Raw genomic sequence first — 17,639 nt, forward strand, 5'->3', positions numbered from 1 at the left:
AGGGTCACTTTCCCTTGCCGACGAGCCGCCTGTGCCCTCCCACTTCACGATGTTGCTGGCCGTTTTTGACCGCGCCGCCCTGATGCTGATCTGCCTGTTTTTCCTGACGCGCACCCGTCCATTTCGTCAGCTGCTGCAGAAAGATGAACACACCCGCGCAGAGAAGATAGCGGTCACCGCAATCTTCTCCCTGTTTGCCCTGTTCAGCACCTGGTCGGGGGTCAATGTGGATGGGTCGCTGCTGAACGTGCGGGTGATCGCCGTGATGGCGGGTGGCATTTTGTTTGGTCCCTGGGTCGGTATCGCCACCGGCATCATCGCCGGCCTGCACCGTTTTCTGATCGATATCCACGGCGTGACCTCAGTTCCCTGTCTGATTACCAGCATCATTGCCGGTATTGTGGCGGGTGGCATTAACCGGCGGGTCCTGAAAGAGCATCGCTGGCGTGCCGGTATCGTCGGCGGGATGCTGTGTGAAGCCCTGACGATGGTGCTGATTGTCTTGTGGGCGCGCCCCACATCGCTCGGCCTGGCGATAGTGTCCGAAATCGCCCTGCCGATGATCCTCGGCGCCTCCAGCATCGGCCTGATTGTGTTGCTGGTGCAGAGCGTTGAAGGGGAAAAAGAGGCGATTGCCGCGCGTCAGGCCAAGCTGGCGCTGGAGATCGCCAATAAAACGCTGCCGCTGTTTCGTCAGGTTAACAGCGACTCACTGCGCAACATCTGTGACATTATCCGGCGGGAAATCAAAGCCGATGCGGTGGCGATGACCGATAAAAAGCAGATTCTGGCCTATGTTGGCTATGGCGAACATAACTATCAGCACGGGGATGACGGTATCAGTCCTACCACCGCGCAGTCGATCGCCAGCGGTAAAATTATCATCAAAAACAATGATGAAGCCCATCGCACCAAAGACATTCACTCCATGATTGTGATTCCGCTGTGGGAAAAGGGCAAGGTCACCGGCACGCTGAAAATCTACTACCGTCGTGCGCATCGTATTACCGGCTCGCTGAAAGAGATGGCGATTGGTCTGTCACAGATTATCTCTACGCAGCTGGAGGTGTCGCGCGCCGAGCAGCTGCGCGAAATGGCCAATAAAGCGGAACTGCGCGCGCTGCAAAGCAAAATAAATCCCCATTTTCTGTTTAATGCCCTGAACGCGATCTCCTCCTCCATCCGGCTCAATCCCGATACCGCCCGCCAGCTGGTGATTAACCTGTCGCGCTATCTGCGCTACAACCTGGAGCTGAACGACGATGAGCTGATCGACATCCGCAAAGAGCTGTGGCAGGTCAAAGATTACATCGCCATAGAGCAGGCGCGGTTTGGCGACAAGCTGACGATGATTTATGACGTCGATGAAGATCTGCACTTTCTGCTGCCCAGCCTGCTGATTCAGCCGCTGGTGGAGAATGCCATTGTGCATGGTATCCAGCCCTGTAAAGGCAAAGGCGTGGTGACGCTGAGCGTGCGGGATCAGGGCGACCAGGTGCGGATTTCAGTGCGGGATACCGGCAAGGGGATCAGCCAGGAGGTGATGGCCCGGGTGGCGCGCAACGACATGCCCGGCAATAAAATCGGCCTGCTCAACGTGCATCACCGGGTGAAACTGCTGTCGGGTCAGGGATTGTGCATTGTGAGGCATGAGCCGGGCACGGAAATCTCTTTTACGCTCAGTAAACATGGCCAGCGGCTGGCGGAGAATCTGTTATGAAAGCCATTATTGTGGAAGATGAATTCCTGGCGCAGCAGGAGCTGAGCTGGATGATCCAGCATCACAGCAAAATCGAAATCGAAGCCTGCTTTGATGACGGCCTCGACGTGCTGAAGTATCTGCAACAGCATCGGGTGGATGTGATCTTTCTCGACATCAACATTCCTTCACTGGATGGCATGCTGCTGGCGCAGAACATCCATCAGTTTGCCCACAAGCCGCTGATTGTCTTCATTACCGCCTGGAAAGAGCATGCGGTGGAGGCGTTTGAGCTGGAGGCGTTTGACTACATTCTCAAGCCCTATCAGGAATCACGGATTGTCACCATGCTGAACAAGCTTGAAGCCACGGCACAGGCGCAGCAGGCGGTCAGCCACCTCAGTGCCACACCCGCCCCGCAGACGGTCAATCTGGTCAAAGATGAGCGCATCATCGTCACGGACGTGAATGATATTTACTACGTTGAGGCACATGAGAAGCTGACGTTCGTCTACACCCGGCGTGAATCCTATGTGATGTCGATGAACATTACCGAGTTCTGTTCCCGCCTGCCGGAACAGCAGTTTTTCCGCTGCCATCGCTCTTACTGCGTCAGCCTGAATAAAATTCGCGAAATCGAACCCTGGTTTAACAATACCTATCTGCTGAAACTGCGCGATCTGGAGTTTCAGGTGCCGGTCAGTCGCAGCAAGGTCAAGCTGTTTCGACAGTTAATGCGGCTCTGACGCCGGGGAAGCGTGTCCGGGAAGGGAGTCGTCAGGCGGATAAGGCGTGCCCGGGCCCGCTCTGATCAAGCCGGGAATCCGCTCGTGCCCAGTCAGATGCCGTACACGAGCGGAAGCCGGATCAGATTTCGCGACCCAGGGTCTGACGCAGATGCGCGCCCGCGCCCAGCAGGCCAGGCTGATCGTGCGTAATCATATAGACCGGGATGCTGGCCACATAGTCGCGGAAACGCCCTTTGTCTTCGAAGGCAGCCCGGAACCCGGACGCCTTAAAGAACTCCAGGAAGCGAGGCACGATGCCCCCTGCGATGTAGACGCCCCCGAAGGTGCCGAGATTCAGCGCCAGATTGCCGCCAAAACGGCCCATAATGACGCAGAACATCGACAGCGCACGACGGCAGTCGGTGCAGCTGTCATCCAGCGCACGCTGGCTGACATCTTTCGGCTTCAGGTTCTCCGGCACGCGCTTGTCCACTTTAACAATCGCGCGATAGAGGTTAACCAGACCGGCACCCGACAGCACGCGCTCGGCGGAAACATGGCCGAGCTCTTCGCGCAGCACTTCCAGAATCTGATCTTCTTCTTCGCTGTTGGCCGCCAGATCGACATGGCCGCCCTCGCCCGGCAGGCTTACCCAGCGCTTGTCCACATGCACCAGATGGCTGACGCCTAACCCGGTACCGGCACCATAAATCGCGATAGGTTTATCTTTTACCGGTTCAGTTCCGCCGAACTGAATCACGTTGTCAGCGGTCAGCATCGGGATCGCCATTGAGACGGCCGTGAAGTCGTTAATGATTTCCAGGTGTTCAAAACCGATGTTCTCTTTGAGCTTGCGCGTCGAAAACGCCCAGTCATGGTTGGTCATTTCAACCCAGTCATCGGTAATCGGGCAGGCAATGGCAATACAGCCATCTTTAACATCCTGCTGTTGTTCATCAAGATAGTGGCGGATGACAGCTTCGAGGCTGTCGTAGTCTGATGTTGAGAATGTTTTGGCCTGGGAGATGCTGCCGCTTTCCACCTCACACAGGGCGAGGCGCGCGTTAGTCCCGCCGACATCGCCGACCAAGGCATAGGTTGTCATTCTTCTGTTGCTCCGCTTGGGGTCTTAAGAGTTGGAGGACACTATAAAATTCTGCCCATAAAACAACAACGCTCACCGGTGCGATTGGTGAGCGTCTTACTCAGGTGTGCTACAGCCTAACCGCGATAGTCAACCCTGCACAGCGGCAACTATCTGAATCTTAGCCGCCGTTGCGTTGATTCAGGCAGGCCGTGACTTTTCGTAACAGCGGCGGCAGATCGTCTTTGGGCATCACCACCTCAACCAGCGACAGCCATTGAGGCCGTGAGAGCCGCGCCATCACCTCGTTTAACTGCACCGTTTCACTGATGCGCCAGCTCTGCGCCTGGCCCTGCAGGCTGAAAGCGTGCGGTAAGGCGGTCCAGTTCCATTGTGCAATATCATTATAACGTTGAGTTGCGCCGTGAATCGCTCTTTCGACGGTATAACCTTCATTATTCAGCAGAAAGATAATCAGCGACTGCTGGTCGCGCAGCATTGAGCCCAGTTCCTGAATGGTCAGCTGCGCCGAGCCGTCACCGATAATCAGGATAACCCGTCGATCCGGCGCGGCCGTCTGCGCGCCAAAGGCTGCCGGGAGAGTATAGCCGATTGAACCCCACAATGGCTGCACCACCAGCTGTGCCTGTGAAGGCAGTCGCAGGGCTGCTGCACCAAAGGCTGCCGTCCCCTGTTCGGCCAGAATCAGGTCGCCGGGTTGCAGGAATGACTGCATGGCCTGCCAGAACGCCTGCTGACTGATGATCGCCGCTGGCGCTTCGGGCTGCGCGACGGTGGGCGTGTCACCACTCTGCCACTGCTGCCCATATTGCGCGAACAGCGACTGGAGCTCGCTTAACGCATCGGCCATCGACAGCGGCGCAAACTGTTCCGAGCCTGCGCGGGCGCTGTGCGGCTGCAGGTCAATACATTTCTCCGGGACGAACTGCTGCGTGAAGCCCGCGGTGATCGTATCGGTAAAACGGACGCCGACGCAGATCGCCACGTCCACCTGCTCAATCTGTTCACGCACCTGTCCGGCGCTCGCCTCACCGGCATAGGTGCCGACGTAACCCGGCTGCTGTTCATCCAGTACGCCTTTACCCATCAGCAGCGTGGCGCAGGGTATCGCACGCTGTTCACGCAGCGCGGCCAGTGCTGCCTGCTGCTGCCAGCGCAGCGCAAGGAAATCCGCCAGCAGTGACACGCGCTGCGCCGAAGCCAGCATCCGCTCCGCCGCAGCGCGGAAAGCACGGCGGACGTCGGGCGAAGAGGTTTGCCGGATAATCAGCGGCCGGGCGGGTGGCGGGACTTCCGTCGCCGCGACGTCAACCGCCAGCGAAAGATAACCCGGACGACGAGCCTGCAGCGCATGGGTTATCACCCGGTCAATCTCAGCCGTGGCGTTGTCCGCGGTAAGCCGGGCGGTTGCGGCGCTGATCTCTCCGGCCATGCGAATAAAATGCTGAAAATCGCCATCGCCCAGCGAATGGTGAACGCAGTCACCCTGCGACTGTGCGCCTGTCGCTGGCGCACCCACGATGTGGATGACCGGCAGATATTCAGCATAGCTGCCTGCGACGCCGTTGATTGCGCTCAGCTCGCCGACACCAAAGGTGGTCAGTAGTGCCCCTGCGCCGTTGCAGCGCGCATAACCATCCGCCGCATAGGCTGCGTTAAGTTCATTGGCGCACCCCACCCAGCTGAGGGTGGGATGGGCAATGACCCGATCAAGAAACTGGAGGTTATAGTCGCCCGGCACACCAAACAGATGCTCTATACCAATCTCCTGCAGACGGCTTAGCAGGTAATCGCCAACGGTAAATGTAGACATCGCGCATTCCTTTCAGGGAAGAGTCGGCTTAAGTATCTGACAGCCGTTGAAATTAGCGAGAAAAGGGGTGGCTTTCAGCCGCCGCAATGTGCGGAAAGCGGGCGTTACGCTGGCGGAATATTCTGTAAAATTGCGAACTGGTGCGCATTGCCACTAAGTGTAACCGTATACACTGATAGACTTTTGGCACATCTTCCCGTTTTCACTCAGGAGCGCTGAATGTCCTCTTTCCCCCATCCCGACCGTTATCAGCAGATGGAATACCGGCGCAGCGGCCGCAGCGGCATTAAGCTGCCCGCCATTTCGCTGGGGCTGTGGCATAACTTTGGCGACAGCACCCGCGTCGATAACAGCCGTGAACTGCTGCGCCATGCCTTTGACCGTGGCATTACGCACTTCGACTTAGCGAATAACTATGGTCCGCCGCCCGGCTCGGCAGAGGAGAACTTCGGCCGGCTTCTGCGGGAAGATTTTCGGGCTCATCGCGATGAGCTGATTATCTCCACCAAAGCGGGTTACACCATGTGGCAGGGGCCTTATGGCGACTGGGGATCGCGTAAGTATCTGGTCGCCAGTCTGGACCAGAGCCTGAAACGAATGGGACTGGAGTATGTAGATATTTTCTATCATCACCGCCCCGATCCGGACACCCCGCTGGAGGAGACGATGCGCGCGCTGGATCATGTGGTGCGTCAGGGCAAAGCGCTTTACGCCGCCCTCTCGAACTATCCGGCCGGGATCGCGGCTGACGCGATAGCGATCCTGCGCGATCTCGGCACGCCCTGTCTGATCCACCAGCCGCGCTATTCGATGTTTGAACGCACACCGGAGCAGGGACTTATTCAGACGCTCGGCGAGGCGGGCGTCGGCTGTATCGCCTTTTCTCCGCTGGCGGGTGGCGTCCTCACCGATCGCTATCTGCAGGGCATCCCGGCCGATTCACGTGTGGCCAGCGACAGCCGCTTCCTGGATGAGAACCAGCTGACGGAGGAGAAAATGGCGCGGGTGCGCAGGCTGAATACCCTGGCGCAGCAGCGCGGGCAGAAGCTGGCGCAGATGGCGCTGGCGTGGGTGCTGCGCGATGAGCGCGTCACCTCGGTACTGATTGGTGCCAGTAAAACGGCGCAGATTGATGATGCCGTGGCGATGCTGGCCCGCCGTGAATTCAGCGACGATGAGCTGGCAGCCATTGACGCGGCCCTGATGTGATCCCTGCCCTGCCCGGTGCTCACCGGGCAGTTTCAGGGCCAGAATTGTCTCAATCCCCTTTCTCTCCCCAATTTCCTCACAATCTTCCGACACAATGGTAGGGTAACAACAGCAATCCGCAGGCACAGACTGCGCCGCAACAGCATCAGACTGTTGATGAGGAGAAAAAAATGAAAAGAGCCCTGATATTTGCTGCCCTGCTGGCCCTGTTGTCGCCACTGGCACACCAGACCGCCCAGGCCTCTGGAGCCTCTATTACACTGGCCCCCGGCGTAACCCTGAACCTGGGTGACCGCGATCGCCGTGGCTACTACTGGGATGGCGGTCGCTGGCGTGAACCGCGCTGGTGGAACGATCGTTATTCTTATAATGAACGCCGCTGGTGGCGCCACGAAGAGTGGCGTCGTCATCAGCAGTGGGAGCGTGAACGTCGCTGGCATGAGCGCGACCGTGAGCGTCGCTGGGAACATCAGCATCGCCGCGATCGTGACTGGGATCATCATGACCGTCGTGGTCCGGGGCCGCATGGGTTCGGGCCTCACGGACCGGGCCCGCACGGCCACGATCGTCACTAAACAAAACGCCCGGCATAACCGGGCGTTTTTGTCAGTCAGGCGCGTTACAGCCCCAGCGCCTCTCCCACCAGCAAATAGAGGTTCAGCGTAATCACCAGCAGCACAATCAGGCGGCCGGTGTTCTGCATCAGGCGGGAGTTAACCATATCCTCCCCCATCAGCTCACGATTGCCGGTAAAAGCCAGCAGCGGGATCAGCGCCAGTGCAATTCCGAAACTCAGCAGCACCTGACTCATCACCAGAACCCGGGTTGGGTCCCAGCCTGCCGCGATGACAATAAACGAGGGCAGCATGGTGATGGTGCGGCGTAACCAGAGCGGAATATGGAAGCGGATAAAGCCCTGCATCACCACCTGGCCCGCCAGGGTGCCCACCACGGTCGAGGATAATCCCGCGGCGACCAGACTCAGACCGAAGACCGTCGCCGCTGCCTGACCCAGCAGCGGTTGCAGCGTCAGGTAGGCCTGATCGAGTTCCGCAATTTTACTGTGACCGCTGAAGTGAAAAGCGGCTGCCGCAGTCGCCATCATCGCCAGATTGACGAATCCGGCAATCGTCATGGCAATCGCTACGTCCAGCTTGGTCGAGGAGTAACGCTGACTTTTACTGTCCTCACTTTTACCCTGTGTCAGGGCAGAGTGCAGATAGATGACGTGCGGCATGATGGTGGCGCCCAGCACACCGGCCGCCAGGAAGACGGCATCAGATGTCGGCAGCGCGGGCAGTGCCATCCCGGTCACCAGCTCTTTGACGTCAGGCTGAGAGAAGAAGAGTTCGACGATATAGGCCGCCGCCACAAACAGCAGCAGTCCTCCTATCACCAGCTCCAGCGGCTTTTGCCCCCGGCTCTGCAGCATCAGGATCAGGAACGTGGCGACACCGGTCAGCACCGCGCCCTGCATCAGCGAGATGCCGAGCAGCAGTTTGAATCCCAGCGCGGCCCCGATAAACTCCGCGAGGTCGGTCGCCATCGCGATAATCTCCGCCTGTACCCAGTAGAACCAGACGGCGGGCCGGGGAAAACGATCGCGGATATGTTCAGCGAGGTTTTTACCCGTGGCGATCCCCAGCTTGGCGGACATCAGCTGGATCAGCATGGCCATGACGTTTGCCCACACCACGACCCACAGCAGCTTATAGCCGTAAGCGGCACCCGCCTGAATATTGGTCGCAAAGTTGCCCGGATCGATATAGCCGATAGCGGCGATAAAGGCGGGCCCCAGCAGTGCGAGTTTGACTTTTCTGACTCCGCGAGCGGCGCGCTCGGCGGTACGACTTTCAAACATATCCGGTACCCTGTCTGAACATGTGCCTGCCCCGGCAGCTTAGGGGTTGGCATGAGCAAGTGAAATTCGTTTATTGTTATCGGTGTAATAGATACTGCTATAAAGTATAGCCATTGCTATACATTACAGCAAAGGAAGTGACTGCTAAAAATGTGAGCAAGCATGTCACTTTACGCTCTGTGTAAAATATAGACAATAATTATGTGGTTATAAGAGGTAAATGATTTGTAAACAGGACGTGATCAGGGAAACTTTTCTGGAAAATATAGCGATAGCGAATACTTATATTGTGGTTCAGATCTCGTTTTTAAGTAACGCGTTACATAGAATACGCAGCAAAATACAATCCTCCTCAAATTTGGAGCAACTATGTCCCATATTTTGCAGTTTATTTTAGCACTGGTGGTGGTCGGGATACTCTCCCTGCTGGTCAGTCACGATCGTAAAAGCATTCGCATCCGCTACATCATACAGCTCCTTGTGATTGAAATAGTCCTCGCCTGGTTCTTCCTGAACTCAGAAGCGGGACTGGGCTTCGTTAAAGGTTTCGCTGGCTTCTTTGACCATCTGCTGAAGTATGCTGCCCAGGGAACCAACTTTGTCTTTGGCAACATGAACGACAAAGGTCTGGCCTTCTTCTTCCTGAACGTCCTCTGCCCTATCGTCTTTATCTCTGCGCTGATCGGCATTCTGCAGCATTTCCGTATCCTGCCGTGGGTGATTCGCGGTATCGGCACCGTGCTGTCGAAAGTGAACGGCATGGGAAAACTGGAATCTTTCAACGCCGTGAGTTCTCTGATTCTGGGACAGTCAGAAAACTTCATCGCCTATAAAGATATCCTCGGCAAGATGTCTAACCGCCGCATGTACACCATGGCAGCAACCGCGATGTCGACCGTCTCGATGTCTATCGTCGGTGCCTACATGACCATGCTGCAGCCAAAGTATGTGGTTGCGGCGCTGGTGCTCAACATGTTCAGCACCTTCATTGTGCTGTCGCTGATTAACCCTTATCGCGTTGAGAACGAAGAAGACCTCCAGTTGCAGGATCTGCACAAGGGTCAGAGCTTCTTTGAGATGCTGGGTGAATATATTCTGGCGGGTTTCCGCGTCGCGATTATCGTTGCGGCCATGCTGATTGGTTTTATCGCGCTGATTTCAGGCCTGAATGCGCTGTTTGACCTCATCTTCGGCGTCACCTTCCAGGGCGTGCTTGGCTTTGTCTTCTATCCGTTTGCGTGGATGATGGGCGTGCCGTCCGGTGAAGCGTTGCAGGTTGGCAGTATCATGGCGACCAAGCTGGTTTCCAATGAGTTTGTTGCCATGATGGATCTGCAGAAAATTGCGGGTCAGCTGTCGCCAAACTCAGAAGGTATCCTGTCGGTGTTCCTGGTGTCGTTTGCTAACTTCTCATCCATCGGCATCGTGGCCGGTGCGATTAAAGGGCTGAACGAAGAACAGGGCAACGTGGTCTCCCGCTTTGGCCTGAAGCTGCTGTACGGCTCTACGCTGGTCAGCGTGCTCTCCGCCGCTATCGCCGGGCTGGTGCTGGCGTTTTAAGTTTCAGAGGGCGAGCCGGTCTCGCCCTTCTCTTCTGCTTTACCCTTCTCTTCCCTGCATCGCTTTAACTTATCCCCTTCGCTCCCCTTCCGCCTGCCTGCTCAGGCCTGTTCTCTTCGTTTAACCGCCGTGCAGAGGCAGCAGCATGGCGCAGAACAACCCTGATGGCGGAAAGCGTTAACGAGGGCAAAGCGGGAGAAACAGCAACAGAAAGTGAGACTCGCAGAAAAGGCGAAGAATACGTACTACAGAAAGGATGTTGACAGCGATGTGTCAGAAAATGGTGGAGATAAGCGGGATCGAACCGCTGACCTCTTGCATGCCATGCAAGCGCTCTCCCAGCTGAGCTATACCCCCACATCTGGAATCATTTTTCAGTACCAAACTTTTGGGAAGAAGTTTGGTGGAGCTAAGCGGGATCGAACCGCTGACCTCCTGCATGCCATGCAGGCGCTCTCCCAGCTGAGCTATAGCCCCGAACCGAAAAACTGTCGTGTTAAGCGACGGACGGCATAATATGAAACCGCCCTCGGGGTGTCAACGGCAAAATCACATTCTCGGTTTGATCGCTGAAAAAGGCGGCAACCTGCGAAGTTTCAGCAGCATGGCGCAGCGGAAAACCGTGACGCTGACCTCATACGGGGACAACGGCTGTTATTTACCCTGAGGTCAGGTTAATTCATGGTTAAATATGTTATAGGAATTTTCTTGTCTTCATCTTTTACGCATGCAAAACTTAGCCCGCTAATTTAGCGGATGCCGGGACCCTCTCCCGCGCGCCGCGCGTCCACCAGGCGTTTATCGTCCCATTATTCATAAAAAAACTACTGAGATACTATGTCGCTGCATACACCTAAAGAAATCGCACAACTGGCGATCCAGGCAGGCGTGGCTAAAAGCCGTGTGCCTGTCAGCATCCTTCTGATTCTCGGCTTTTTGGCGGGCGCGTTTATCGCGACCGGCTTCCTGCTGGATCTTCATGTCATTAACTCCCTGCCTGCAGACTGGGGCTCCTTTGGCGGCCTGCTCGGCGCAGCCGTTTTCCCGGTCGGGTTGATTCTGACGGTACTGGCCGGTGGTGAGCTGCTGACCGGTAATATGATGACCCTGCCTGTCGCCTGGTTCGCCCGTCGCATCAGCTTTATGAGCGTGGCGCGCAACTGGTTCTGGGTAACCCTGGCTAACTTCCTCGGCAGCGTGGCTGTCGCCTGGTTCTTTGGCCACATCCTGGGCATGACCGAAGGCGATTATCTGAAGAAGACCGTAGCCATCGCCTCGGCAAAAGTTCACGCCGATTTCCTGCACGCCTTTATTTCCGGCATCGGCTGCAACTGGCTGGTCTGCCTGGCGGTCTGGCTGGCGTTTGCCAGTAAAGATGTGGTGGGCAAAATCTTTGGCATGTGGTTCCCGATCATGGCGTTTGTGGCCATCGGCTTCCAGCACGTCGTCGCGAACATGTTCATTATTCCGGCCGCCATTTTTGCCGGTCAGCTGAGCTGGGCGGAATACTTCCCCAACTTCGTTGCCGTCTTCGCAGGCAATGCCGTAGGGGGCGCCGTCTTCGTCGGCCTGGCCTACTTCCTTGCCTTCCGTCCTGCTGCTGAACCTGCCAGCAACCCGCAATAATCCTCTTTTGCCTTTTGTCGAGCGACAAAAGGCAATTTCTGCTTCAGTTACTTTCACGCGTTAGGTTTTGCTGTAATATGTACCGCTAATGTATTTAACAGGGATAGCATCGTGAAAAAGGAATGGCTTACTCCCGAAGAGCTGGCTGCAGAAACGGGTTACAGTCGGCAAACGGTGAATAAATGGATTAAGCGTGAGAACTGGACGACGACACCGAAGCCCGGTGTGCAAGGCGGCAAAGCGCGTCTCATCCATATTGATGAGCGTGTGAAAAGTTTTATTCAGTCTACCCGCAATCTCCACGAACCGGTGGCAACCTACGGTGCCGCAGCCAATTCGTTACCTGCGTTATTAATAAGTTCCGTCCAGCAAATGAGTCAGGAAGAGCAGGATCAGTTCACTGCGTTAATCTTACGTGAAGGGATAAAAGGTGTTCTGCAGCGACTGGGCATCAGCCAGGAGTAAAGAAACCGGAAGCGTGAAGCTTCCGGCTGTGTGAATTAAGCCTGCGCTTCCCGCTCACTGATAAAGGCCAGAGCCTGCTCAATGCGCGCCACGCTGCGGCTGCGGCCAATCGCCTCCACGGTGACATCCAGACCCGGAGACTGACCAGCACCGGTCACCGCAACACGCAGCGGCATACCGACTTTGCCCATCCCGACTTCCAGCTCATCTGCCGTACTCTGAATAGCCTGATGCACGTTTTCAGCGTTCCACTCAGCGATTGCGGCCAGCTTATTGCGCACCACTTCCAGCGGCTGACGCGCCACCGGACGAAGATGTTTCTTCGCGGCATCCGCATCAAATTCGGCAAAGTCTTCATAGAAGTAGCGGCACGATTCCGCCATCTCTTTCAGCGTCTTGCAGCGTTCGCCCAGCAGGCCAACCAGCTTCGCCAGTTCCGGGCCGGTGCGGGTATCAATGTTCTGCTGTTCAATATGCCACTGCAGATGGGTCGCCACATATTCAGGCGGCAGCGCGTTAATATAGTGATGATTCAGCCACTGCAGTTTCTCAGTGTTGAACGCACTGGCAGACTTGCTGACCGCATCCAGGGTAAACAGCTCGGTCATTTCAGCTACGCTGAAAATTTCCTGATCGCCGTGTGACCAGCCAAGACGCACCAGGTAGTTCAGCAGCGCTTCCGGCAGGTAGCCATCATCACGATACTGCATAACCCCTACCGCACCGTGACGTTTAGAGAGTTTTTTACCGTCATCGCCCAGGATCATCGAAACGTGCGCATAGACCGGAACCTGTGCACCAATCGCTTTAAGGATATTGATCTGGCGTGGCGTGTTGTTGATGTGGTCTTCACCGCGAATAACGTGGGTGATACCCATATCCCAGTCATCCACGACGACGCAGAAGTTGTAGGTTGGCGACCCGTCGGTACGACGGATGATCAGGTCATCCAGCTCCTGGTTGCTGAACTCAATCGGGCCACGGATCTGGTCGTCAAAGATGACCGAGCCTTCCTGCGGATTGCGGAAGCGCACGACGCAGGGCTCATCATCGGCATGATGTTCATGGCTGTCACGGCAGCGGCCGTCATAACGCGGCTTTTCATTATTGGCCATCTGCGCTTCACGCAGCGCTTCCAGACGCTCTTTAGAGCAGTAGCATTTATAGGCGGTGCCCGCTTCCAGCATTTCATCAATGACCGCGTTGTAGCGATCAAAACGTTTAGTCTGGTAGTAAGGGCCTTCATTCCAGTCGAGGCTCAGCCAGTTCATCCCATCCATGATGGCTTCAATGGCTTCCGGCGTGGAGCGCTCCAGATCGGTGTCTTCGATGCGCAGCACAAACTCGCCCTGGTTGTGACGGGCAAAAAGCCAGGAGTAAAGTGCGGTACGAGCGCCACCGACATGTAAGTAGCCGGTCGGGCTGGGCGCGAAGCGTGTTTTGATTTTCATTGAGTATTGCCTTAGATGCGCGGGTTCGTTGTCTGGATGACAAAAAACAGGTTAGACGCGAAAAACAGTGGCCACATTCTAGCATCTGCCCATGAATCCTCAATGGATGCCGGCCGGTTGCCGGCCGTGAAAAGGCGCTTTTCTGCCAGTAAAACCAGCATATTGGCTAAAAGCGCGACAGGATGTTTAAAAATAAACCGAACGAACATTTATGTTTTAAAAAGCGTTGACTCAAAATCAACTATCCCTATAATGCGACTCCACACAGCGGGGGTGATTAGCTCAGTTGGTAGAGCATCTCCCTTACAAGGAGGGGGTCGGCGGTTCGAACCCGTCATCACCCACCACTCTTAACAGGGTGCCCGCAGTGAACAGGTATGAAGATATGGGTGATTAGCTCAGTTGGTAGAGCATCTCCCTTACAAGGAGGGGGTCGGCGGTTCGAACCCGTCATCACCCACCATATCTTGCCTGTTAGCACTACTGAAGTACGAAGTGGGTGATTAGCTCAGTTGGTAGAGCATCTCCCTTACAAGGAGGGGGTCGGCGGTTCGAACCCGTCATCACCCACCACTTCGGGTCGTTAGCTCAGTTGGTAGAGCAGTTGACTTTTAATCAATTGGTCGCAGGTTCGAATCCTGCACGACCCACCAATTCAGAGAAAAGCGCCTTTAAGGCGCTTTTTTCGTTTCTGTGCTTTAGCCGCTTATGCGTTTCAGTCCCCCCCCTTCACTTATTCTGGCTGCCTGAGTGCCACGTTTATTTTACTGCGCCAGGCTCAGCCTGAATGACGACTCCCCTCAGAAAGGGGCTTTCAGAAGAAGAATCTGCTTTTTTACTCCCCTGCTCTTTTTGACACTTCAGTTATTCCTGCCTGCGCCGATAACCTTATAGACGAACTACAGGGAGAAAATGATGTCCTCGATAGCCGGAGTTTTAAAAGTTATGTCAGGTGGCGGTGACAGCGGCGGCGGCAGTATCGCCTCCCAGATCGCCGCACTGAATAAACAGATTCAGAGCGTGATGAAAAAAGTCAAAGAGCTGGCCGACAACCACGATCTTGACGAAGACCAGAAATCTAAAATAGCGCAGATGTACCAGTCGCAGATCACCATGCTGGAAGCGCAGATTGCACAGCTGCAAAAGAAGCAGGCTGAGCAGGCCGAAAAGGCGCAGCAGAAAAGCGACAGTGTTAACCCGGTCGGTGAAAGCAAGGCGAACGGGATTAACCGCCCGACTGACAAAAATAATGTCGATGTCTATATCTAAAACGCGGGTGTAATGGCCCGCTGTTGCGCCAGCAGCGCCGCCTGCTGGCGCACCTCCTGCCAGATGGCTTCGGCGGCGGGCGTCAGTGAGCGGTTTTTGCGTTTAATGAGGGTCAGACTTCGATTGATCTCGGGATAAAGCCGCCGCACGGTGAGCGCGCGATCCGCCGGCAGAGGTAATGCCAGTGCGGGCAGAATGCTGATACCAATCCCTACCTGCACCATCGGAAACAGCGTGGCAGGATGACCAATCTCCTGCACTACCTCTGCCTGAATATTCTGCTGCTGCATGGCTGCATCAATCAGTACCCGGCTGCCGGATGCATAATCCTGCAACACCAGCGTGCGCCCATCCAGCATCGACCATTCCGCCCTGTCCACCCGCGCCAGCGGATCATCATCCCGGCACAACAGTAAGAAAGGCTCATCCAGAATGGCAATCGTGTCAAAATCGCTGTCGCGCAGCGGCCCGATTACGATGCCAAAATCGACTTCGGCGTTTCGCACACTTTGCAGCACCCACTGCTGTGCACGGTCGTGCAGTATCACTTTAATGTCGGGGAAGTGCTGCTGGCTGGCCGCCAGACACTGAGGCATCAGATGCGCGGAAATCGTCTGGCTGGCTGCCACCCGCACGGTGCCGCTGCGCTGTTCGCCAAAACTGCGGATATCCAGCAGCGTGGTATTAATCTCCTCCAGCAGACGTTCCATGCGGGATGCCAGCTGTTTTCCTGCCTCGGTCAGCATCACCTCGCGCGTGGTGCGATCCAGCAGCCGCACGCCGGTTTCCGCCTCCAGCTCTTTAATGCTGTGACTCACCGCCGACTGGCTCAGGCCTATCGCCTGCCCCGCCTGACTGAAACCACCGTAATGTGCCACCGCAATGAAAGTCCGCAATTGCCGCAGGGTATAATTCATCGATTACGCTCATAGATTAATGCAATAAATCAATTTTATTTCTAAAAATGATTCCCGCACAATCGGCCTATTGAAAAATTTACCGGATTTTAACAATGGGATTTTTAAAACTTGATCCGATGATGGTTAAGCTCATCATCACTGTGCTGCTGGCCACCTTCCTGCCTGCCAGAGGGATCTACGTCGATATCTTCAGCTACCTTGCCACCGCGGCTATCGCACTGCTGTTCTTTATGCACGGTGCCAAGCTGTCGCGGGAGAAGATCATTGCGGGAAGCAGCCACTGGCAGCTGCATCTCTGGATCATGTTCAGCACCTTTGTGCTCTTTCCGGCGCTGGGCATGCTGCTGGTCTGGTGGCATCCGGTTGATGTCGGTCCGGAAATTTATACCGGCTTTATCTATCTCTGTATCCTGCCTGCCACCGTGCAGTCCGCCATCGCATTTACCTCGATGGCCGGCGGTAACGTCGCCGCCGCCGTGTGCAGCGCCTCGGCATCCAGCCTGCTGGGGGTCTTCATCTCCCCGTTGCTGGTGAATGTGGTGATGGATATCCACAGCAGCGCGCCGACTGACGGTCTGGAGCAGATCGGTAAGATTATGCTGCAACTAATGGTGCCGTTCATACTGGGCCATCTTTCACGCCGCTGGATCGGCGGCTGGGTTGAAAAGCACCGCAGCCTGATTGGCAAAACTGACCAGACCTCGATTCTGCTGGTGGTCTACAGTGCCTTCAGTGAGGCGGTGGTGAACGGCATCTGGCATCGCGTGGGCGTGATTACCCTGCTCTGGATTGTGGCAGGCTCCATTCTGCTGCTGGCCACCGTGCTGATTATCAACCTGCTGGCTTCGCGCCTGTTCCGCTTTAAACGCGCCGATGAGATTGTGGTGCTGTTTTGTGGATCGAAGAAGAGTCTGGCGAATGGGGTACCGATGGCAAATATCCTGTTCCCGGCCAGTACCGTGGGGATTATCGTGCTGCCTCTGATGATCTTCCATCAGGTTCAGCTGATGGTCTGTTCGTTCATCGCCGGACGCTACAAGAAGAGCGGTGAGAAAAAGCAGGCTTCAGAGGTGAAAACCTCCGTGATGGAGTCGCAGAAATAGTCTGCATGGCCCGCCTGTGCGGGCCACGTTATTTCCGGGTCTGAAGCGGCTTCACCAGCCCCTCCAGACCTTCGATTTTTATCGTCAGCGTGAGCTGCATCAGGTCACCCAGTTGGCCGGAGGGAAAGTCGCCACTGCGGGCAAACCACAGCAGGTAGGGTTCAGGCAGATCGATCAGCATCCGCCCTTTATATTTCCCAAACGGCATCGCCGTGTTCGCTATCGCCACCAGCTGATGCTTATCCATCTCAGGCACCCAGCAGACGGATCATTTCAGCTTCATCGATCACCTCGATGCCCAGCTCCTGCGCTTTCGCCAGCTTGGAACCCGCCGCTTCACCGGCAATCAGCAGATCCGTTTTCTTCGACACGCTGCCGCTGACTTTAGCTCCCAGCGCGATCAGCTGTGCTTTGGCATCGTCGCGGTTCATCTGCGACAGCGAACCGGTCAGCACCACGGTTTTCCCGGCAAACGGACTGTCAATCTCTTCGGCTTTCACCACCACAACAGCCGGCCAGTGAACACCAATATCGTCCGTCAGCTGGCGGATGACCTCGCGGTTGCTCTCCTCTTCCATAAAGTTGCGAACGTGCGCGGCGACGACCTTACCCACATCCGGCACGGCAATCAGTGCCTCCAGATCGGCATCCATCACCTTCTGCAGCTCACCAAAGTGGTTTGCCAGATTGGCGGCGGTGGCTTCGCCCACTTCACGGATCCCCAGCGCATAGAGGAAACGCGCCAGCGTCGTCGACTTCGCTTTTTCCAGCGCATCCACCACGTTCTGCGCCGATTTTGGCCCCATGCGATCCAGCCCGGTCAGCTTACC

The 17,639-nt window shown here is 56.0% G+C and carries 16 protein-coding genes and 6 tRNA genes; 13 read left to right on the top strand and 9 right to left on the bottom strand.

Annotation, left to right across the window (positions count from 1 at the left end; genetic code table 11):
- Positions 1 to 49 precede the first annotated feature (49 nt).
- Positions 50 to 1,720 (top strand): sensor histidine kinase, encoded by a 1,671-nt coding sequence (locus tag FJW00_RS00300; RefSeq protein WP_140922723.1) that lies wholly within the window; start codon positions 50 to 52, stop codon positions 1,718 to 1,720.
- Positions 1,717 to 2,445 (top strand): LytR/AlgR family response regulator transcription factor, encoded by a 729-nt coding sequence (locus FJW00_RS00305; RefSeq protein ID WP_009088880.1) that lies wholly within the window; start codon positions 1,717 to 1,719, stop codon positions 2,443 to 2,445. Before FJW00_RS00300 ends, FJW00_RS00305 begins: the two co-directional genes overlap by 4 nt.
- Before the next feature lie 121 nt (positions 2,446 to 2,566).
- Here the strand turns inward: FJW00_RS00305 and glk are convergent, their stop codons facing one another.
- The gene (glk, locus tag FJW00_RS00310) at positions 2,567 to 3,532 is read right to left on the bottom strand and encodes a glucokinase (protein ID WP_009088878.1); all 966 of its coding nucleotides are present in this window, start codon (positions 3,530 to 3,532) and stop codon (positions 2,567 to 2,569) included.
- 160 nt (positions 3,533 to 3,692) lie between these two features.
- On the bottom strand, positions 3,693 to 5,345 hold the full coding sequence (ipdC, locus tag FJW00_RS00315; RefSeq protein WP_140922713.1) for an indolepyruvate decarboxylase: 1,653 nt from the start codon (positions 5,343 to 5,345) through the stop codon (positions 3,693 to 3,695).
- Positions 5,346 to 5,564: 219 nt separating this feature from the next.
- Between ipdC and mgrA the strand changes: the two genes are divergently transcribed.
- The gene (mgrA, locus tag FJW00_RS00320; RefSeq protein WP_140922715.1) at positions 5,565 to 6,554 is read left to right on the top strand and encodes an L-glyceraldehyde 3-phosphate reductase; all 990 of its coding nucleotides are present in this window, start codon (positions 5,565 to 5,567) and stop codon (positions 6,552 to 6,554) included.
- A gap of 170 nt (positions 6,555 to 6,724) precedes the next feature.
- Entirely contained in the window at positions 6,725 to 7,129 is a 405-nt protein-coding gene (locus tag FJW00_RS00325; protein ID WP_009088875.1) for a DUF2502 domain-containing protein, read from the top strand.
- 44 nt (positions 7,130 to 7,173) lie between these two features.
- Here FJW00_RS00325 and FJW00_RS00330 read toward each other — a convergent pair whose 3' ends face one another.
- Positions 7,174 to 8,415 (bottom strand): Nramp family divalent metal transporter, encoded by a 1,242-nt coding sequence (locus FJW00_RS00330; protein ID WP_009088870.1) that lies wholly within the window; start codon positions 8,413 to 8,415, stop codon positions 7,174 to 7,176.
- 369 nt (positions 8,416 to 8,784) lie between these two features.
- Between FJW00_RS00330 and FJW00_RS00335 the strand changes: the two genes are divergently transcribed.
- Positions 8,785 to 9,975, top strand: coding sequence for a NupC/NupG family nucleoside CNT transporter (locus FJW00_RS00335; protein ID WP_009088868.1), 1,191 nt, complete (start codon positions 8,785 to 8,787; stop codon positions 9,973 to 9,975).
- 281 nt (positions 9,976 to 10,256) lie between these two features.
- On the opposite strand, the gene FJW00_RS00340 is transcribed toward FJW00_RS00335, so the two are convergent.
- Together FJW00_RS00340 and FJW00_RS00345 are read right to left on the bottom strand one after the other, a co-directional pair.
- Positions 10,257 to 10,332, bottom strand: a tRNA-Ala gene (locus tag FJW00_RS00340).
- A 44-nt stretch (positions 10,333 to 10,376) separates the two neighbouring features.
- Positions 10,377 to 10,452: transfer RNA gene (locus FJW00_RS00345), tRNA-Ala, on the bottom strand.
- A gap of 360 nt (positions 10,453 to 10,812) precedes the next feature.
- Here FJW00_RS00345 and FJW00_RS00350 point away from each other — a divergent pair.
- Positions 10,813 to 11,601: a formate/nitrite transporter family protein gene (locus FJW00_RS00350; protein ID WP_009088865.1), complete on the top strand. Its 789-nt coding sequence runs from the start codon at positions 10,813 to 10,815 to the stop codon at positions 11,599 to 11,601.
- 111 nt (positions 11,602 to 11,712) lie between these two features.
- The gene (locus tag FJW00_RS00355; protein ID WP_009088863.1) at positions 11,713 to 12,066 is read left to right on the top strand and encodes a YfeC-like transcriptional regulator; all 354 of its coding nucleotides are present in this window, start codon (positions 11,713 to 11,715) and stop codon (positions 12,064 to 12,066) included.
- 35 nt (positions 12,067 to 12,101) lie between these two features.
- Here the strand turns inward: FJW00_RS00355 and gltX are convergent, their stop codons facing one another.
- The gene (gene gltX / locus FJW00_RS00360; protein ID WP_140922717.1) at positions 12,102 to 13,517 is read right to left on the bottom strand and encodes a glutamate--tRNA ligase; all 1,416 of its coding nucleotides are present in this window, start codon (positions 13,515 to 13,517) and stop codon (positions 12,102 to 12,104) included.
- Positions 13,518 to 13,788: 271 nt separating this feature from the next.
- Here gltX and FJW00_RS00365 point away from each other — a divergent pair.
- The 5 genes from FJW00_RS00365 (at position 13,789) to FJW00_RS00385 (ending at position 14,786) form a co-directional block, all read left to right on the top strand.
- A tRNA-Val gene (locus tag FJW00_RS00365) sits at positions 13,789 to 13,864 on the top strand.
- Between the two features lie 40 nt (positions 13,865 to 13,904).
- Positions 13,905 to 13,980: transfer RNA gene (locus tag FJW00_RS00370), tRNA-Val, on the top strand.
- Between the two features lie 34 nt (positions 13,981 to 14,014).
- Positions 14,015 to 14,090, top strand: a tRNA-Val gene (locus tag FJW00_RS00375).
- A 4-nt stretch (positions 14,091 to 14,094) separates the two neighbouring features.
- Positions 14,095 to 14,170: transfer RNA gene (locus FJW00_RS00380), tRNA-Lys, on the top strand.
- A 262-nt stretch (positions 14,171 to 14,432) separates the two neighbouring features.
- Positions 14,433 to 14,786, top strand: coding sequence for a FlxA-like family protein (locus FJW00_RS00385; RefSeq protein ID WP_140922719.1), 354 nt, complete (start codon positions 14,433 to 14,435; stop codon positions 14,784 to 14,786).
- Here the strand turns inward: FJW00_RS00385 and FJW00_RS00390 are convergent.
- Positions 14,783 to 15,703 carry a LysR family transcriptional regulator gene (locus FJW00_RS00390; protein WP_058957427.1) on the bottom strand — a complete coding sequence of 307 codons (921 nt, stop codon included), beginning with the start codon at positions 15,701 to 15,703 and terminating at the stop codon, positions 14,783 to 14,785. The genes FJW00_RS00385 and FJW00_RS00390 overlap by 4 nt on opposite strands.
- Positions 15,704 to 15,798: 95 nt before the next feature.
- Here FJW00_RS00390 and FJW00_RS00395 point away from each other — a divergent pair, with 95 nt between their 5' ends.
- Entirely contained in the window at positions 15,799 to 16,809 is a 1,011-nt protein-coding gene (locus tag FJW00_RS00395; RefSeq protein WP_009088858.1) for a bile acid:sodium symporter family protein, read from the top strand.
- A 28-nt stretch (positions 16,810 to 16,837) separates the two neighbouring features.
- Here FJW00_RS00395 and FJW00_RS00400 read toward each other — a convergent pair whose 3' ends face one another.
- Positions 16,838 to 17,056: a DUF3820 family protein gene (locus tag FJW00_RS00400; RefSeq protein WP_009088854.1), complete on the bottom strand. Its 219-nt coding sequence runs from the start codon at positions 17,054 to 17,056 to the stop codon at positions 16,838 to 16,840.
- 1 nt (position 17,057) lies between these two features.
- On the bottom strand, positions 17,058 to 17,639 hold a 582-nt coding region (locus tag FJW00_RS00405; protein ID WP_258317000.1), incomplete at its 5' end, for a helix-hairpin-helix domain-containing protein.

It is taken from the genome of Pantoea anthophila (assembly GCF_006494375.1).
GTDB classification, from domain to species: domain Bacteria; phylum Pseudomonadota; class Gammaproteobacteria; order Enterobacterales; family Enterobacteriaceae; genus Pantoea; species Pantoea anthophila.

Bases quoted from the DNA above. Each gene is read 5' to 3' on its own strand.
- FJW00_RS00400 (WP_009088854.1), bottom strand. From the start codon at position 17,056: ATGGATAAGCATCAGCTGGTGGCGATAGCGAACACGGCGATGCCGTTT.
- FJW00_RS00300 (WP_140922723.1), top strand. From the start codon at position 50: ATGTTGCTGGCCGTTTTTGACCGCGCCGCCCTGATGCTGATCTGCCTG.
- FJW00_RS00385 (WP_140922719.1), top strand. From the start codon at position 14,433: ATGTCCTCGATAGCCGGAGTTTTAAAAGTTATGTCAGGTGGCGGTGAC.
- FJW00_RS00395 (WP_009088858.1), top strand. From the start codon at position 15,799: ATGGGATTTTTAAAACTTGATCCGATGATGGTTAAGCTCATCATCACT.
- gltX (WP_140922717.1), bottom strand. From the start codon at position 13,517: ATGAAAATCAAAACACGCTTCGCGCCCAGCCCGACCGGCTACTTACAT.
- FJW00_RS00305 (WP_009088880.1), top strand. From the start codon at position 1,717: ATGAAAGCCATTATTGTGGAAGATGAATTCCTGGCGCAGCAGGAGCTG.
- FJW00_RS00335 (WP_009088868.1), top strand. From the start codon at position 8,785: ATGTCCCATATTTTGCAGTTTATTTTAGCACTGGTGGTGGTCGGGATA.
- FJW00_RS00390 (WP_058957427.1), bottom strand. From the start codon at position 15,703: ATGAATTATACCCTGCGGCAATTGCGGACTTTCATTGCGGTGGCACAT.
- FJW00_RS00325 (WP_009088875.1), top strand. From the start codon at position 6,725: ATGAAAAGAGCCCTGATATTTGCTGCCCTGCTGGCCCTGTTGTCGCCA.
- FJW00_RS00330 (WP_009088870.1), bottom strand. From the start codon at position 8,415: ATGTTTGAAAGTCGTACCGCCGAGCGCGCCGCTCGCGGAGTCAGAAAA.
- glk (WP_009088878.1), bottom strand. From the start codon at position 3,532: ATGACAACCTATGCCTTGGTCGGCGATGTCGGCGGGACTAACGCGCGC.
- ipdC (WP_140922713.1), bottom strand. From the start codon at position 5,345: ATGTCTACATTTACCGTTGGCGATTACCTGCTAAGCCGTCTGCAGGAG.
- FJW00_RS00350 (WP_009088865.1), top strand. From the start codon at position 10,813: ATGTCGCTGCATACACCTAAAGAAATCGCACAACTGGCGATCCAGGCA.
- mgrA (WP_140922715.1), top strand. From the start codon at position 5,565: ATGTCCTCTTTCCCCCATCCCGACCGTTATCAGCAGATGGAATACCGG.